Source organism: Methylocucumis oryzae (assembly GCF_000963695.1).
In the GTDB taxonomy this organism is placed as follows: Bacteria; Pseudomonadota; Gammaproteobacteria; order Methylococcales; family Methylomonadaceae; genus Methylovulum; species Methylovulum oryzae.
In genome coordinates this window covers 1-15289 of record NZ_LAJX01000066.1, presented here as the reverse complement: position 1 = coordinate 15289, position 15289 = coordinate 1, and the positions used below count along the sequence as shown (strand labels likewise).

General features: G+C 43.7%; 14 protein-coding genes and 1 pseudogene. 13 read left to right on the top strand and 2 right to left on the bottom strand.

Translation table 11 applies throughout. The annotated features are described in order from the left end of the window. Positions 1-30: 30 nt before the first annotated feature. A pseudogene (locus VZ94_RS24295) lies at positions 31-367 on the bottom strand (IS3 family transposase); the annotation flags it as partial. A gap of 118 nt (positions 368-485) precedes the next feature. On the opposite strand from VZ94_RS24295, the gene VZ94_RS07405 reads away from it, so the two are divergent. From VZ94_RS07405 to accA, 7 genes are all read left to right on the top strand, one after another. Continuing rightward, on the top strand, positions 486-764 hold the full coding sequence (locus VZ94_RS07405; protein WP_045778746.1) for a hypothetical protein: 279 nt from the start codon (positions 486-488) through the stop codon (positions 762-764). Continuing rightward, a complete protein-coding gene (locus VZ94_RS07400) occupies positions 757-984 on the top strand; it encodes a DUF2283 domain-containing protein (RefSeq protein WP_045778745.1) in 228 nt (75 codons plus the stop codon). Before VZ94_RS07405 ends, VZ94_RS07400 begins: the two co-directional genes overlap by 8 nt. A gap of 498 nt (positions 985-1482) precedes the next feature. After that, positions 1483-1902 (top strand): hypothetical protein, encoded by a 420-nt coding sequence (locus VZ94_RS07395; RefSeq protein ID WP_045778744.1) that lies wholly within the window; start codon positions 1483-1485, stop codon positions 1900-1902. Positions 1903-1986: 84 nt separating this feature from the next. Continuing rightward, complete coding sequence (locus tag VZ94_RS07390; RefSeq protein ID WP_045778743.1) at positions 1987-2781, top strand: RMD1 family protein; 795 nt, start codon at positions 1987-1989, stop codon at positions 2779-2781. Between the two features lie 18 nt (positions 2782-2799). Further along, positions 2800-3642, top strand: a complete 843-nt coding sequence (locus VZ94_RS07385; RefSeq protein ID WP_045778742.1) for a 23S rRNA (adenine(2030)-N(6))-methyltransferase RlmJ — start codon at positions 2800-2802, stop codon at positions 3640-3642. 122 nt (positions 3643-3764) lie between these two features. Further along, positions 3765-4535, top strand: coding sequence for a penicillin-insensitive murein endopeptidase (gene mepA, locus VZ94_RS07380; protein WP_338040298.1), 771 nt, complete (start codon positions 3765-3767; stop codon positions 4533-4535). Positions 4536-4688: 153 nt separating this feature from the next. Further along, entirely contained in the window at positions 4689-5645 is a 957-nt protein-coding gene (accA, locus tag VZ94_RS07375) for an acetyl-CoA carboxylase carboxyl transferase subunit alpha (protein ID WP_045778741.1), read from the top strand. A 192-nt stretch (positions 5646-5837) separates the two neighbouring features. On the opposite strand, the gene nhaR is transcribed toward accA, so the two are convergent. Then, positions 5838-6749, bottom strand: a complete 912-nt coding sequence (gene nhaR, locus VZ94_RS07370; protein WP_045778740.1) for a transcriptional activator NhaR — start codon at positions 6747-6749, stop codon at positions 5838-5840. Positions 6750-6859: 110 nt separating this feature from the next. Here nhaR and VZ94_RS07365 point away from each other — a divergent pair, with 110 nt between their 5' ends. The 6 genes from VZ94_RS07365 (at position 6860) to VZ94_RS28340 (ending at position 15045) form a co-directional block, all read left to right on the top strand. Further along, positions 6860-8503: an ATP-binding cassette domain-containing protein gene (locus tag VZ94_RS07365; protein WP_045778739.1), complete on the top strand. Its 1644-nt coding sequence runs from the start codon at positions 6860-6862 to the stop codon at positions 8501-8503. A gap of 13 nt (positions 8504-8516) precedes the next feature. Beyond that, positions 8517-9845: an HlyD family secretion protein gene (locus tag VZ94_RS07360; protein ID WP_045778748.1), complete on the top strand. Its 1329-nt coding sequence runs from the start codon at positions 8517-8519 to the stop codon at positions 9843-9845. A gap of 361 nt (positions 9846-10206) precedes the next feature. Continuing rightward, positions 10207-11598, top strand: a complete 1392-nt coding sequence (locus VZ94_RS07355; RefSeq protein ID WP_045778747.1) for a TolC family protein — start codon at positions 10207-10209, stop codon at positions 11596-11598. Positions 11599-11612: 14 nt separating this feature from the next. Then, the gene (locus tag VZ94_RS07350; RefSeq protein ID WP_045778738.1) at positions 11613-12014 is read left to right on the top strand and encodes a hypothetical protein; all 402 of its coding nucleotides are present in this window, start codon (positions 11613-11615) and stop codon (positions 12012-12014) included. A 234-nt stretch (positions 12015-12248) separates the two neighbouring features. Beyond that, the gene (ppc, locus tag VZ94_RS07345; RefSeq protein ID WP_239649722.1) at positions 12249-14861 is read left to right on the top strand and encodes a phosphoenolpyruvate carboxylase; all 2613 of its coding nucleotides are present in this window, start codon (positions 12249-12251) and stop codon (positions 14859-14861) included. Next, complete coding sequence (locus VZ94_RS28340; protein ID WP_239649721.1) at positions 14812-15045, top strand: phosphoenolpyruvate carboxylase; 234 nt, start codon at positions 14812-14814, stop codon at positions 15043-15045. The genes ppc and VZ94_RS28340 overlap by 50 nt, the downstream gene beginning before the upstream one ends. The last annotated feature ends 244 nt before the right edge of the window (positions 15046-15289 follow it).

Sequence of the window (15289 nt, the reverse complement as noted above, 5' to 3'; positions counted from 1 at the left end):
TAATCCGTACCTTTTGGACTCCAGGCGAGTTTACTGCCGCACAGGCAGCTTAGAAAATTGGTCACCATCGCTGTAATAGTGAGACTTTTGTTTACTGCCGCACAGGCAGCTTAGAAATAAAGATGATTCAAGAGCTGAATGCATTCGCTCACGGTTGTAAAAGACCTCAATATATTCAAATACAGCCTTTTTAGCCACAGATCGAGTTTGATAGGTCTTGTGGTATATCAACTCGGTTTTGAGCGTATGGAAGAAGCTTTCTGATACGGCGTTATCACAATTGTACCTTTATACGGCTCATACTTTGCCGAATACCGAACTCCTTTAGCAAAGCTCTATGGCTATCCGAAGCATATTGACTACCCTGATGTGTGCCCTTGAAGGAGAGGCAGTCCTGGTTTTGGGCTTTTTTTTAGATGCTCAAAATTGTAGTGCTTAAGCTATAGTTGTATCACCAACGCAGTTAATACATAAAATAGGTAGCAATGAGCGAAAAAAGCTTGATTTTCACCGATTACCTCAAATACAGAGCGCAATTACGCGGCTTTGATTTAGACTTAATTGAAAAAATTATCCGCTATTCACCAGAGCGCTATATTGACTCCGAAAGTTATCGTTTTGTGGTCATTGGCGACCACGCGAATAAACTGGTGATGATTCCTTACGAAGAAACAGAAAACACCATAACTCCCGTCACGATTCACGCCACCACGCGGCAACAAATTAAATTTAGATTAACTACAGGAAGACTTAGCCATGAATAATCCCAAAATGCGTTATTTCCCAGACCAAGATGTTATTCATCTCGCTATAACCGATGGCGAAGAAATGGCAAGCATGGAAATCAGCCCCAATATTACCGCTGAGCTGAATGCAAACGGCGAGTTAATCGGTGTAGAAATACTAAAAGCCAGTATTTTTTTAAGAGATTTTATTTTGGAAAGTACCCAAGCAAAATTGATGCACTTACAACAAAGCCCTTAGGCAAAATAGCCGGTTGGATAACGCTATTCTGCCCACCATTATCCACTCTGCAATTGAGTTAATGGTCGAAATGCTTAACGTAATGACAGTGAGACATCGTCTATGGTTTGTGTAGGTAATTCTTTCAATCAATTCACTGTCGTTAGGCAAGGCACAAACCAACGATCAGGCGGTTACTACTTGATGACAATGTATTTTCGGCAGAATCGTAAGTTACATTACTTCGCATAATCTATATTATGTTAAATTAACAAAATACAAAACCAAGTCATATCACCCTAATGCATTTATATTAGTTCTCGCCTTACAGTTTAAATCGTATCCCAATCGCGGTCTTCTTGCGTGAGTTCTTCAACACCCTCACATCGCATCTACCTTACCCCACAAATTAACAATAGCTTTTCATGTCCCACTCTGTCATTGTCTGTTAGGGTAATCAACGTTATAGTGCTCGCTCTAATCTTAGCATTAACATAACAACAATTATAGGCAGCCTCTATGAAGAAATTAACGTTATTATTCATCAGCTTAGTTTGTATCAACGCACCACTCTATGCCGGTCAAATGCACCAAGGTCATGGCGGTAATGCGCGCGCCAATGCCGCAAACGCTGGCGGTCCTAGCGATTGTATTAAAGCGCATATCAACGACTTTACCCCAGCACATTTGGCAACAGTAAAACCAGGGGCTGAATTTTCGTTTACCGTTGTTAATATTGCATCAACTGAACAAGTTGCCGTCACGGTAAAAAGACAGCCCGTAGAAGTGGTTGGGGAATTTATAGACCCTTTTTTCTTGTTTAAAGGCAAATTACCCGACAACTTAGTTAATACTTATGCGCGCATCGACGTTGTCGTCAACGCAAAATTCACGCATTGTGAAAGCGAAGATGGCTGGCTGTTAAAAATAGCCGATTAATAAGCAATTGTTTATAATCCTGCGCTCTATCAAGCAGGCTGAAGCTACTCAAAATCGGCCTGCACTTAACTGTGAGACTCTCCCATGTCCGAAAATGCCAAGACCATGACGTGCGCGGCATATTGTCTAGCACAGAGCTTTGATATTAGCGCACTCGCCAAGCTACTGTCTGATTCAACCCTGATAAGAATCATCAAAGGCGCGTTACTGATTGAAGATGATAATTCTTGGATTGTCGTTTTTTCCTACGGCGCTATCGTGCAGTGGAATGTTTCCCAAGAACAACATAACCGGTTACGCCAATTATTATTGCAACACGCGGACAACCCACTCGCTACCGTAGAGGAAGATAACTTTACTTTTGCCATAGACTGCGCAACTACGCGTATTATCGAAGACCACATCGAGATAGAATCCTCCGACCCTATTCTGCTATTTTCGCTATCACAAGCGATGGCGCAATCGATTAAGCTAGCCTCGTTTGAAACTCATGCTATTACGACGATTAATAACACGCGCTATTTACCTAAATCGCTGGCCGAAAGCGGCGATATTAAACTCAGCCGTCGTAATATTGCTAAAATTCGAGGGCAATTATTTTTAACTAAAAGCGATATTATTTTAAATTTTGATTTATTAGATACGCCGGATTTTTTCTGGGAATATCCTGAATATGAAGCGTATTACAGCATTGCTGCAAAATATTTAGAAATCGTACCGCGCACTGAAGTTCTCGCCAAAAAGCTAGAAACCATACACGAGCTCTTTGAAATGCTAGCCGATGAGCAAAAACACCGGCATTCCTCGATACTCGAATTAATCATCATCGGTTTAATCGCGTTCGAAATCGCCATGACGATTATCGGAAAAGTCGTTTAAACCTCACCCAACTCATACATGCTAAGTTACAAACACGAATTCCACGCAGGAAATTTCGCCGATGTGTTAAAGCACACGGTGTTAATTCAAATACTGAACTATTTACGACAAAAAGATAAAGGTTTTTGCTATATCGACACTCATGCTGGCTCTGGTGACTATTCACTGACTAGCGAGCAAGCACAAAAAAATCGCGAGTTCGACGAAGGTATAGGCCAGTTATGGCAACGCCAAGACCTACCTGATGCTGTATCAGACTATTTAACAATGATTAAGCGGTTTAATCCTCCTACACAGCTAAAACGCTATCCTGGTTCACCGTTAATCGCTCAGCAATTATTAAGACCACAAGACCGTTTAATCGCTTGTGAATTACATAACACCGAAATTAAATTACTCGCGCGCGCACTGCCTAAACACAAATACATTAAAATTTATCATGATGATGGTTTTAAACAAACGCTAGCGCTATTACCCCCGATAGAGCGACGGGGTCTCGTTTTAGTAGACCCCTCTTACGAATTAAAATCAGACTACCGGCAAGTCACTGATGCACTTATCGAATACCATAAACGTTTTGCTACTGGCGTTTACGCGCTTTGGTATCCGGTCATCAAGCGTAGTCGTATTCGCACGCTAGAAAAAACCTTACAAAACAGCGGTATGAATGATTTATTGCTAGTTGAACTGTGTATAAGACCGGATAGTGAAAACGATGGCATGACCGGTTGCGGCATGATTATCATCAACCCACCGTGGACTTTAGCGCCTACGATGAAAACTGTATTACCGTGGTTAGCGAACGTATTAAGTCAAAATAATTCTGGCAGCTACCAACTTAAAATTTTAGCGAAGCATTAACACGCGGTAATTATTCAGGCCCCCTCCCCCATTTTGGGGCATCATGATGGTAACTTATTGTTTTGTAACCATCGAGGCCATAAATGGAGGGGAACTGAATAATTACAAACATGGAAACATTTATGGCATTATTAACTCGGCTTATTCTGTTTATTATTGTGAGTTATGGCAGCAATCTATCGGCAAACCCGTGGTCGCAACAAACCAAACCCGCGTTATTAGAAGGCAAAATTCAAAGCATAGGTACTTATACGAATGGCTGTTTAGCCGGCGCTGATACCTTGCCTATTAACGGCCAAGGTTACCAAGTGATGCGTTTATCCCGACAACGCTTTTATGGTCATCCTGATTTAATTCAGTTTATTCAAAAACTTGGGCTTAGCACGCAACAACAAGGTTTAGGTACGTTATTAATCGGTGATTTAGGGCAAGTACGCGGCGGCCCTACTGTAAGCGGTCATCGCAGCCATCAAACCGGGCTTGATGTCGATATATGGTTTATGCTGTCAAAGCACCCGCCTTCGGTATTATTAACCGAACAAGAGCGGGAGAACTGGAGCGCGGCATCCATGCTTAAAGGCAACACCGACGCTATTAATCTACGCGAATGGACTAAAGCACAAGTTAATATTCTCGAAGCAGCCGCGCGTATGCCGGAAGTTGATAGAATCTTTGTCAATCCCAGTATTAAACGCGAACTCTGCTTAAGCCAAGTTCAACACGATTGGTTGCGTAAAATCAGACCGTGGTGGAAACATGAAGATCACTTCCATGTCCGTTTAAAATGCCCGTCCGGCAACCGCCATTGCCAAAGCCAAGAACCGTTACCCGCCGGTGACGGCTGTGATGCTGGCTTAGCTTGGTGGTTTTTCTGCAGAAGCAAAAAAACCTAGTAAAACACCACCACCTAGCAAACCACCGGAACTCCCTGCCCTGTGTCAATTATTGTTAAAACAATAGCATCTAATGAATTAACTGTAATTAATTTAGAATTAATTGCTGAAATTCTATAAAATCTGCGTTTATTTCATCTTCGCCTTCGCTCCATGGATTTAAAATTTTTAGACTTCGAACAACCCATCGCTGAATTAGAAGCGAAAATCAAAGAGCTGCGTAATGTTGATTTCGACAATAACATCAACATTACCGATATTATCAAACAATTAGAGGAAAAAAGCCGAGCGTTAACAGAGACTATTTTTAGCGGCTTAACCGATTGGCAAATTTCCCAATTATCGCGCCACCCTGGACGTCCTTATACGCTTGATTATATTGATTTAATTTTTACCGAATTTCAGGAATTACACGGCGACCGAGCGTTTGCTGATGACCCGGCTATTGTGTGCGGTTTAGCCCGCTTAGACGGTCAACCTGTCATGATTATAGGCCATCAAAAAGGCCGCGACACCAAAGAGAAAATTCACCGTAACTTTGGAATGCCTAGACCTGAAGGGTATCGTAAAGCCTTACGGGTGATGAAAATGGCCGAGCGCTTTCACTTGCCTATCATCTGCTTAATCGACACTCCGGGGGCTTATCCTGGTATTGGCGCAGAAGAACGCGGTCAAAGTGAAGCCATTGCCAGAAATCTATTTGAAATGACAAAGCTCAGAACGCCTATTATTTGCACAATCATAGGCGAAGGTGGCTCAGGTGGCGCCTTAGCAATAGGCGTCGGCGACCGTTTAATCATGATGGAATATAGCACTTATTCCGTCATATCACCGGAAGGCTGTGCGTCGATTCTATGGAAAAGCGCCGATAAATCGCAATTAGCCGCTGAAGCAATGGGCATTACGTCAGACCGAATCCGCGAACAAGGCTTTCTCGATGAAGTCGTCAGAGAGCCTTTAGGTGGCGGTCATAGAGACTTTAAAACAACGGCTGCAAATTTAAAAGACGCCTTATTAAGACATTTAACCGAACTAAAACACATGCCAGTCGAAGATATGCTCGATAAACGCTATCAACGCTTAATGAGTTACGGTGTATTTTCTGAATAATCCGCTATAAAAAAACCGGCTTTAGGCCAGTTTTTTGGCTACACACTTATGACGGGACAGGGCGTTTAGAATGCAGGTGTCGGCAGCAGGGATGCTGCCGCCAAGCCTACAGGGACGTATTTACGGCGTCCTGCGTTCTGAATAGTTGGTAACCGGTTTTTTGAGTCAAGTAGACAAGCGAAAACCGCAGTTTCAGGTACTACCAGTCTCAAATAAACCTTGTTGCGCATTAGCCAATATAACCGCCACCGATGGATGCTTTAATTTGCGTTGCGCGGTAATGGCATAAAAACGTTCGACGACACCTTCAATCTGCCCTAATAAGACAGTGCCATATTGCTGATTGATTTGATTAGCTACAATGATAGGTGAAAAAAATAAGCCTACACCGGCTGCGCCAAAGGTTTTTAACAGCGCACTATTTTCTACTTCTGCTTTGACGACTGGACTTAATTCTTGACTATCAAACCATTGATTTAACGAGCGCCGTAGCGCCGTATTCGTAGTCGGTAATAAAAAAGGTGCGCCATTTAACGAACGTGGAAAATTATCTTGATACCGAACACCTAAACTAGGCGTAGCAAACACACCGACCTTAGCTTCGCCTAGTAAATGATTAAACAAGCGCGCACCGCTAGCTGGCGTTGCCGGCATATCTGATAGCACTAAATCAATGGCATGTAACGCAATTTCAGCTAATAAACGCTCTGTTTTATCTTCATAACAATAAATCTGTACCGGCTCGGCCTGACGCAACAGCGGCTCAATTAAACGATAAGCCACTAACTTTGGTAAAGCATCAGTAATCCCTAAATGTAAACGCAAGCCTCTATCAGTATGATGGCCTTTCAACGTCTGGGTTAACTCTCGCCCTAACGTAAAAATTTCCTCGGCATAATTAAACACAGTTCGCCCTGTGTCGGTTAATACTAGCTTACGGCCTTCCTTACGCAATAACTGTGAACCGATATGCTGCTCAAAAACGGCAAACTGCCCACTAATAGTTGGCTGAGCTAAGTGTAGAATTTCACAGGCTTTACTAATACTACCTTGTTTTGCGACTACCCAAAAATAATACAAATGTTGATAATTAAGTCGTTCCATACGCCTCACATCGGAAAAATCTATAGTAAAAATTGTTTTATTCTATTTTACTTGTTTTTTTAAGGCTATATTATAAACAACAAAGGAAACAACCGGGTTTCAATCTAAACATGAGTAAAGTATCACCTTTAGAGCAGTTACAGCACTTAATTGCATTGGAACAAAAGGATATCGGCACATTAGTTGCCTATAGTATAGGAATAGGCTTAATGTCGTTGACCACGCCTATTGCCGTACAAGCTTTAGTCAATACGATTGCGTTTGGTGCTTTACTTCAACCATTATTTGTATTAACGCTGATATTGTTGGTTTTAGTCGGCTTTAGTAACAGCTTAGCGGGCTTACAGTTTTATGTGGTCGAAATGCTGCAACGACGGATATTTGTCCGCATTTTTGGTAATGCAGCGACGTGTTTGCAACGCGTTTCCTACAGCCAACGTGACCAAATTTATTTACCGGAGTTGGCTAACCGCTTTTTAGACGTGGTGACACTGCAAAAAACCGCTGCGGTTTTATTGCTGGAAACTTTAGGCTATGTGTTGCAAACCTTGATAGGCATGGTTTTATTAGCGTTTTACCATCCGTTATTATTAGCGTTTGATTTAGTATTAATCACACTGCTTGGTGTCATATTATTTACTTTAGGCCAACAAGGCTTAGATACCGCTATCATACAGTCTAAAGCCAAATATAAAGCGTTAGCCTGGTTAGAAACAATTGCGACCAACCCGGTCATAACAAAATCGGAATACGGCGATGCTTATATTCATGCTCAAACTGAGCATATTGCCGAAACCTATTTAACAGCGTGTCAAAATCATTTTCGGATATTAACTCGGCAAAATATAGGCGCGTTAATCTTACATACCTTAGCCAGCACAGCGTTATTAGGTATGGGCGGCTGGATGGTGATAGAGCATCAATTAAGTTTAGGACAATTAATTGCTGCCGAGTTAGTTGTCAGTGCTATGGTGTATGGTTTAACCCGTTTAGGCAAAATGCTGGACAACTATTACGAATTATTGACGAGTTTGGACAAAATCAACCATATCTTAGACTTGCCACAAGAACAATCGTCATGCGCTCATCAAAACCACCCAACTACGCCATACACTCTTAATATTATTAGTGTGACTATGCCCAAATCAGGCATGGCAGAGCATTTACAAGCTATTAACTTACGGTTAGCGGCGGGCGAACATATCGTGATTAACCACAACCGCGATTACAGTAGTTTATTTGATGTCGTGTTTGGTTTGCGTCAACCTGCACAAGGCTATGTTTGTGTCAATGAGCAAGACATACGCGATATTAATTTGCGCACCTTACGCGATACCATCGCATTAGTACGCGATGCTGAAATTATTCCAGGTTCCATCATCGATAACATAAGCTTAGCGCGAACTATACCGCCCGATGAGATACGGCAAATCCTGCATAGTGTCGGTTTAAGCTCAGAGCTTTCCAATTTACCTGAGGGATTGCACACGGTGTTATCAAGCGACGGCGCACCGCTCACACCTGAGCAAAGTTTACGTTTAACCTTAGCGAGAGCATTACTGCTCAAACCGCGCTTACTGCTGTTAGATGGTGTACTGGACAAACTGAAACCCGATGTCTTAGACGATTTATTTAATTATTTGTGTAGTCAACCAAACCACTTAACGTTATTAGTCAATAGCCAACAACCGGCCATCATACAACGCTTCTCACGCCAAGCAGCGATTATTGATGGACAGTTAGTTGAAACTTAACGAGACCGCACCCATGCAACCGACTAATATGCGAACATTAACCGCACTGCAATTTGCTGAGACAGCCTGTTTTGCTCATAGAATTGCTCGCTCATTAGTGATTATTTTTTGCATCTTACTTATCGCACTGGCGTTTACACCGTGGCAACAAAACGTTAGAGGTATGGGTAAAGTTATCGCTTATACCCCGGCCGAGCGTCAACAAACGATTAGTGCCACTGTTGAAGGTCGTATTGCCTATTGGCGAGTTAAAGAGGGAGAGCGGGTAAAAAAAGACCAAGTATTAGCTGAAATTGTTGATAACGACCCGTTGTATTTTCAACGAATTAAGAGCGAATTGGAAAGTTATCAAGCTAAACAAGCGGCTAACGAAGCGCGCGTGCAAACGTTTAAAACCCAATTAACCATGGCTGAGCAAGCACGGCCCAATGCCTTAGCCGCTGCCGATGCCCGAATTAACATGGCTAAACAACGCTTAAACGCTGCACAACAAAGCCTGGAAGCGACACAAGCCGCTAAACATACTTCGCAATTAAATTTAACTCGGCAACAACTTTTACAAGGCAAAGGCTTAGTATCCAAACGAAGCTTAGAATTAGCTCAATTAGAGATTGCCCAACGCCAAGCTGACGAACAACGCGCACAAGCTGCGTTATTGGCAGCCGGCAGCGAAGTACAAGCCATACAATCGGATAAGGAAAAATTGGCTGCGGATACGATTGCCACAATAGAAAAAACCCGGGCAGAGTTACAAAAAGCGATAGAAGACTTGAACGCGGTAGCTGGCGATGTGTTTAAGTTACAAACCAAACTGGCACGACAACATACTCAAACCGTAGTTGCACCTAGAGACGGGGCTATTTTTCGTTTGTTAGCCAATCCTAATGCCGAAATGATTAAACCAGGACAGCCTTTAGCTATTTTAGTCCCTGACACACAGGAACGAGCAGTGGAGTTGTGGGTAGACGGTAATGACTTACCGCTAATTGTCACTGGAAGCCACACGCGATTGCAGTTTGAAGGCTACCCTGCTATTCAATTTGGCGGCTGGCCTGAATTTTCAGCGGGCTCGTTCGGTGGACAAGTCGTCTTAATCGATGCTACCGATGATGGTAAAGGGCATTTCCGTATTGTTATCATTGCCGATAGCAATGATATTCCGTGGCCAGATCCACGGTTTTTACGGCAAGGTGTTCGTGTCAACGGCTGGGTATTATTAGGACGTGTCACGTTAGGCTATGAATTATGGCGTATATTCAATGGCTTTCCACCATTGGTGTTGCCGGAACCTGAGCTAACAACGAATAGCAAAAACGATACGGCAGCTAAACCAGATAAGTAACGCAACTAAACTTCTGATTCCGGAGCCTTGCTCAGCTTTAAACATTGCACAAAGCGAGCTTTGTAATCCAAAAAGTCTTAACGGCGAGCAATGAGGTATACACTCCCATGCCATTGTTAAACAACTTACGCGACTAAGATTTTTTGCTTTGCTTAGCGAACCATAACGCCAGGGATGGCGTGTAGTAGGCAACGCAGGAGCAGTTGCCGATAATGCAAGTAAAAGCACTCTATACTCTGAACAGTCAAGTTTTCGGTATCTTGTGCTGCCGTAGGGTGCGCTACGCGGACCTTATCATTGATTTTTAATGATTTATAAAGGTGCGCACAGCGCACCCTTCCTAATTGAGCGTTCAAAGTATATGTCAAAAATACGCATATTATTTTTTATCTTGAGCTATTCAAGTACGTTGTACGCGACACCATTAACTTTAACTGAAGTAGTAAATTCGGCCTTACAAGCTTTCCCTGGCTTGTTAGCCACTCAACAACGCAAAGACATAGCGACAGGCGAGTTACAAACTGCTCAAGGTGGTTTCGATACGCAAGTTAAATTGCGTAGTAACTTTTCAGTGACCGGGTTATATGAAAACCAAAACTTTGATGCCAGCTTTGAGCAACCTACCGCATTAGGTGGTACGACTTTTTTCGGTGGTTGGCGACGTGGCAGTGGCGATTACCCGGTTTATGAGGGTAAAAGCTTGACGGCCACCGATGGTGAAGTACGCGTAGGCGTTAGCATACCTTTGTGGCGCAATCGAGAGATTGACCGGCGCCGAGCCAGCTTACAGCAAGCCGAATTAAGCCAGTTAATCGCCAATCACGACTACGATCAAGCATTATTAGAAGTCAGGCGCATAGCGACACATCGGTATTGGGATTGGATATTAGCCGGACAACGCTTAAAGTTTGCCGAGCGTTTATTAAGCATTGCCGAACAACGTGACCAAGGCATTCGAGAGCGCGTCGCGGCAGGTGATTTACCAGAATTTGAAGCATTAGATAATCAACGCGCCATTATCGAACGCCGCGAACGAAAAGTAGCGGCGCAAAGATTACTGGAACAAAGTGCGATTCAATTATCGTTATATTTGCGCGACGACAAGGGCCAGCCCTGCTTACCTGAAGTAGACCAATTACCGCAAGACCTGCCCAGACCAGCGCAGGCCGATGAAATAGCGTTTGAGCAAGCGGTTGCGCAAGCACTCAGTGCACGACCAGAATTACGTCGTTTAGAGATACAACAAAAACACACACAAACCGAATTAGCATTTCAGCAAAATCAACGCGCACCGGGTGTTGACCTTGTCATTCAAGGCGCACAAGACTTAGGGCAAAATCCAAACAAAGATAAATTAAATAGGGATGAATGGTATGTAGGCCTAGCCATCGACATTCCATTACAGCGCCGGGTCGCAACCGGTCGTAGCGAAGTAGCCGCCGCTAACGTACAGCGGCTTAAATGGGAACGGCAATTAGCAGAAGACCGAGTTGCCGCTGAAGTAAAAGACGTTTTATCTGCGATGAATGCGGCAAAACAGCGCATACAGTTAAGCCAACAGCAACAGCAAGCCGCAGAAAAATTGGAACAAGGTGAACACGACCGTTTTGAGCTGGGCGACAGCACGCTGTTATTTGTTAACTTACGCGAACTGGCTCACGGTGACGCGATGGTGATGGTTGCCGAAGCCACGACGACGCTGTTTAAAGCCCATGCAGATTACCAAGCCATTTTAGCTAACGCATTAGAATAGCCAAGGAGTCTCTTATGAACATTAACAACACACGTCTCCCGATAAAGGTAGCGACCATATTGGCTCTCGTTGTTTATATCCTCTATGCACCTTTAGATTTTTTGCACCATATTGCAACGATTGCTCACGTCATTTATGAGTTTATCGCGTCGATTATCGAGCATTTCTTAGATAAAGCCTTGGGCTTAAGCAAGTTTCATAGCCAGCTCATTGTTTTTTATAGCTCATTGGCAATAGGCATTTTTATTGCTTATCGTTGTTGGCAATACCTGTCTCGTAACGCGTGGCGATGGTTTTTTGCAATCCAAATATCGCTGATGCAGTCCTGGGAGCAACGAAACTTATTATCTAAAATCAAATGGTTAGCGATACAAACTGGGGTTGTATTAGGGCTTATCATTATTACACTCAGCTAAGTTCGGTAATACCCGTTTAAAAAAATCGGCTACAAACTTTAGCAGGGACAGGGTATTCAGGCTGCAGGACGCCGTGAATACATCCCTGTAGGCTTGGTGGCAGCATCCCTGCTACCAACACCCGCAACCTAAATACCCTGCCCCGTCTTACGTTGGTAGTCAAAAAATCTAGTTTCAACTACTTAAAAAATCACCCATCTTAATAACCTATTTCTCGAAAGGCAAAGACATATTATGACCGAATACGACGACAAAAACTTGCAGGCCAGCATTAAATCGCTAAAAAGCAAACTAACCAAAGTGCTAAAAGAGCAAGCCAATCCAAAAATCATGACAACGGTAGAACAATTGCAAAAGCAATTTAGTGCCTTACAGCGCGACGATTCACCGGCAAAACACAAATTACTCAGCGATACGCTGACTGGTTTGCCAGCGGATACGCTCACCGAAGTCATTAGAGCATTTAGCTTATATTTCAGCTTGCTGAATATTGCGGAAGAAGCCACTAATCTACGCAATCGACGCAAAGATATTGAAAATAACAAACATTTTTGGTCTGGTTCGTTTCACGACACCTTATTATATTTTCACCAACAAGGTGTAAGCGCTGAGGATCTACAAGTACTATTAAACGAATTGCATTACTTACCGGTCATGACGGCGCATCCCACCGAAGCCAAACGACGTACCGTACGCAGTGCATTACGCAAAATCTTCTTAAGCTACGAACAACTAGACGATGCACGTTTAAAAGGCTATTACCGCGACCAAGCCTTAGAACGCTTATCCAGCCATGTGCAATTGTTATGGAAAACTGATGAAGTCAGAACGCGTAGTATGAATGTCGTCGATGAGATAGAAGCTGGATTGTTTTATTTTCCACTCTCGTTGTTTGAGGCGACCGCTAGAGTTTACCGTAATTTAAGCCGTGCGGTACATGATGTTTACGGCGTAGAAGCGGCCCAGCAAATTCAAATCCCACACTTCCTCAACTATGGTTCCTGGATAGGCGGTGATCGCGATGGCAACCCTAATGTCAAACCTGAGACAACGGCTTTAGCGCTACGTCTACAAGCGCGTACTATTTTACAAGAATACATTAAACGCATTGAGGCCTTACGCGAACAGCTCGCTTTTTCTTATGGGTTATGTGAACCTAACCCAGCGTTTTTCGACAGCTTAAGTCAAGACCGGACGTTAATTGGAGAACAGGCACAAGTTTTAGAAGCGCCTTTTGCGCAAGAACCGTACCGGCAAAAACTAAGTTTAATGAAATACCGATTAGAACAGCGCCTAGAACATAACGAGCAGCGCATAGTCGGCAGCTATGAAACCATGCTAAATCACGGCTATCTCAGTGCCGATGAATTTTACCAAGACTTAACCCTAATCAAATCCTCATTGATTAGCCACGGCGATGGCGCGATTGCCGCGCTAGAGCTAGAAGACTTATTAAGATTAGTCGGTACATTTGGTTTTTATCTGATGCAAATGGATGTGCGGCAAGAATCAACGCGCCATAGCGACGCGGTTGCTGAAATAGTCAGCGCCTCATTAGGTCTTGACTATGCAACCATGAACGAAGAGCAACGTTTACAAGTATTGGGTGAAGTCATTGCTACGCCCGGCGGCTTAATTTACGACACTGCCTCGCTATCGCCTGCAACGTTAGAAACCTTAGATTTATTCCGTGTCATGGCGCAAATGCTCAGAGAAGTCGGACGTGACTGTTTTAGTCGCTACGTCATTTCAATGACTCATGCGGCAAGCCATATTTTAGAAGTCATGGTATTAGCTGCGCAACATGGCTTAGTCGGGCGTATCAATGGCCAATGGTTTTGCCATATCGGCGTTAGCCCGTTATTTGAAACCATTAATGATTTAAACCACATCGACAGCGTGTTATCGACGCTATTCGCGCATCCTGTTTATCAGGCGCTGCTAAAAGCGTCAGGACTAAGGCAAGAAATCATGCTCGGCTATTCTGACTCATGTAAAGATGGTGGTATCTTAGCGTCGGCTTGGGGCTTGTACAAAGCTCAGCAACAAGTCATGGCAATTGCCGATCAACAAGGCATTGCCTGCCGGTTATTTCACGGTAGAGGCGGCACTGTCGGTCGTGGCGGCGGCCCAACGCATAACGCCATTATGGCGCAACCGCCCGCAACAGTACGCGGACAAATCAAATTTACTGAGCAAGGTGAAGTGTTGTTTTATCGCTATAACAACATGGAAACTGCGGTGTATGAACTCACGATGGGCATTACCGGCCTACTTAAAGCCAGCTTAAGCTTAGTCAAAGACGTACAGCCCGATCATCCAGATAACTTAGCCATCATGACTGAGCTAGCTCAAATCGGTGAACGTGGCTTTAGACAGCTTACGGAACATACACCCGGCTTTTTAGACTATTTCTACGAAGCCACACCGCTGACCGAAATCGGCCAGCTCAATATCGGATCAAGGCCCTCGCATAGAAAAAAACAAGACCGATCAAAAAACTCCGTGCGCGCCATTGCCTGGGTATTTTCATGGGCGCAATCTCGTCAAACTTTTCCTGCCTGGTATGGCATAGGCTCAAGTCTTGAAACCTGGTGTGCAGGTAAAGAAGATAGGCTAAAGCAATTACGCCGCTTATACCGCGATTGGCCATTTTTTAGAAACCTACTCAGTAACGCGCAAATGGCATTAAGCAAATCTGATATGACGATTGCCGCCGAATATGCAGCCTTATGCATCGATGAACACGTTGGCAAAACTATTCATCAAATGATTGCGGCAGAACATCAAACGTTGCGTGGAATGGGTTTTAGATATTACCGAAACCGAGCGCTTATTAGCCGATAATCCGGAATTAGCGACTTCGTTACAACACCGTAACACTTATTTAGGCCCATTAAACTACATTCAAGCCCGGTTACTGAAAATGGTACGCGAAGAGCAAGCCGATGACGGCATCGAAAATCCTTGGCGCAAACCGTTATTAAGAACGATTAACGCGATTGCCGCAGGGATGAGGAATACGGGTTAACAACCCTTGTTGAAGGTGCGCAATGCGTACCTTCAGCGATAGGATACTGATTATGATTAACAACTTAAGACGGGACAGATCATTCAGAACGCATAACGCCAGGGATGGCGTGTAGTCAATACTGTTGACTTTAGCCAGTAGCACCCATTTTCTTAGCCCGCTTTTCTTTCCACTTATTAGGAACGCCTTTATTAACACGAGGTTTTGATGGCTTGGGCGTCTTCGGTCGGTAATAAACAACTCG